Origin of the sequence: Erythrobacter donghaensis (genome assembly GCF_001557325.1) — a bacterium.
GTDB lineage: Bacteria > Pseudomonadota > Alphaproteobacteria > Sphingomonadales > Sphingomonadaceae > Erythrobacter > Erythrobacter donghaensis_B.
This window is the reverse complement of the sequence record NZ_LSJS01000203.1, coordinates 1-2,244: the sequence shown is the minus strand read 5'-3', so window position 1 is coordinate 2,244 and position 2,244 is coordinate 1. Positions and strand designations below refer to the sequence as shown.

General features: G+C 72.1%; 3 protein-coding genes. 1 reads left to right on the top strand and 2 read right to left on the bottom strand.

Annotation, left to right across the window (positions count from 1 at the left end):
• Positions 1-707, top strand: a 707-nt coding sequence (locus AX692_RS12185; RefSeq protein ID WP_073977707.1) for a L,D-transpeptidase family protein, incomplete at its 5' end; no start/stop codon positions are given.
• A gap of 44 nt (positions 708-751) precedes the next feature.
• Here AX692_RS12185 and tilS read toward each other — a convergent pair.
• The gene (gene tilS, locus AX692_RS12180; RefSeq protein WP_073975461.1) at positions 752-1,753 is read right to left on the bottom strand and encodes a tRNA lysidine(34) synthetase TilS; all 1,002 of its coding nucleotides are present in this window, start codon (positions 1,751-1,753) and stop codon (positions 752-754) included.
• On the bottom strand, positions 1,744-2,244 hold a 501-nt coding region (locus AX692_RS12175; protein WP_155646314.1), incomplete at its 5' end, for a tetratricopeptide repeat protein. The genes AX692_RS12175 and tilS, both read right to left, overlap by 10 nt.

Below are 2,244 nucleotides of genomic sequence, written 5' to 3'. Positions count from 1 at the left end.
CGGTCGCCGCGCGCGCCAGCCGCAGCTTCGAGCCGCTCGATCCCGACAGCCAGATGCCCGAGCCCGGCGAGCCTGCGGCGGCTCCGCCCCCTGCGCCTTCAGCCATCGCCGAGGCTGCGACCGCCGCCGAAAGCGACGCCGATGCCCTGCGCGGGCCGGCGGTGCGGATGATTTCCCTGCCGGTGGTGCAGGACGTCCCCGGCCCCGTCGCCGCCCCCGCCGCTCCCAAAGCCCCTTCCGGCGGCGGTTTCGTCATCAGGTCGATCCTCCCGATCGAGGGCACGATCCGCTACGGCGACTGGTTCTGGGACGAAAGCGCCGCGCCCACCTATGGCCCGCTGGTGATCACCGTCGATCTCGAGGCGCGCGTCATCAGCGCCTTCCGCGACGGGCACGAGATCGGCACCGCGGTGGTGCTGGTCGGCACGCAGGAGCATCCGACCCCGCTCGGCACCTTCCCCATCCTCACCAAGGAGCGCCACAACGTCTCCGAGAAATACAACAACGCGCCGATGCCCTGGACGCTGCGGCTGACGTGGGACGGGATCGCGATCCACGGCTCGCCGGTGCTCAACGGCTATGCCAGCCACGGCTGCATCGGCGTGCCCGACGATTTCGCGCGGCTGCTGTTCGCCGCGGCCAGGCGCGGCGACAAGGTGATCATCACCCGCGGGCGGATGGTGGGCGTGGGGGACAAGATTCTCTGATTTTCGGCCACCTGTCGGTGGCGCAGACCTCCCGCCCAGCGCGATCAATTCAAAGAACGCGCGGGCTCGGGCCGGAAGCGCCAGACGCGCATGGGCACGCCGACCTTCTCGACGCGTTCCACCCCCGGCACCGCCAGCACCCCGCCCAATGAGGCGTTCTCGCCCGCCCACAGCCGCTCCCACGCCCGAGCGGCCTCGGCGCGGGTGGCGTGGCCGCCGAGCTCGCGGATGATCCTGAGGATTGTCTCGATGGCGATCACGCGGGGCACGTTGGCGCAGTAGGAGAAGCCCGGGGCGCCGGCGTCGCTGTCTTCGCGCAGCACCATCTCGTGCCAGTCGAGCTCGGCATACCATTGGAGCGCCTGCCACCCTTCGGCGATATGCGCGGCGCTGGCGGCGATCTGCACGGGATCGAGCCAGTCGGCCTCGGCCAGCGCTGCGCGGATGCGGGCGCGGTCGAAGGCGGGGTTGGTGTTGGAGGGGTCCTCGGCAGGCACGATGCCCGCCGCCGCTACAATCGCCGCCAGCTCCGCCTTGCGCCAGCCGAGGAGCGGGCGCAGCAGGGTGACATCGGTGCCGTCGATCCACGAGTGGGGGCGCACCCCGGCAAGGCCCGCGAGCCCGCTCCCCCGGTTGAGGCGCATCAGCAGCGTCTCGGCCTGATCGTCGGCATGATGCGCGGTGGCGATCGCGCCGAGCCCCGCCTCCCCCGCCCAGCGCGCCAGCGCGGCGTAGCGGGCCGCGCGCGCCTCGGCGAGGAGGTTGCCGGGGGCGAGCTGCACCTTCAGCGCCGTGAAGGGAAGGCCCCGCTCGGCCGCGATGCGCCCCGCCAGCGCGACCTCGGAGGCGGCTTCGGGGCGCAAGTCATGATCGACGCTCGCCACCGCGATCAGCCCGGGTAGCGCCTCGGCGGCGAGCAGCAGCAACGCGAGGCTGTCCGGTCCGCCCGAGACGGCGAGGCCCAGCGCACGGCCCTGGCGCTCGTCCTCGGGCCACAGCGCCGCCAGATCGGCGGCGAAGCGCGCCGCCTGATCGCTCAGCTGCACTTCACCTTCGCGCGGGTGGTCTGGAATTCGGTCGCGAGGCGTCCGGCGGCGACCAGCGGATAGGTCTCGGAGAATTCGGCAAGCGCGATGCAGGCGCGCTTGGTGTCGCCCAGCGCCACCATCGAGGCGCCGAGATAGAGCAGGCTGTCGGGCGCACGCTCGCCGGCCTTGTTGGCCTGGTAGTTCTTGAGGAACCAGCGCGCCGCATCCTCGGGCATCCTGTCGTCGAGGAAGGCGCGGCCCAGGAGGTTGCGCCCGTAGCTGATCTTGGAGTGGGTCGGATACTGCTCGACATAGCGGGTCAGCTGCTGGCGCGCCTCGGGGTAGAACCCGGCGTTCCACAGGCGGAAGCCGTAGGAATATTCGTCATCCCCCGCGTCGGCCGTCTGCGGCTTGGTGATCGCCTGCACCGCGGCAAGGCGCGAGGCGCTCGGCGCGGCGACCGTGGCGGCGGTGGTGGTGGTCGCGGCGGGAGGGGTCTGGACCGGGGG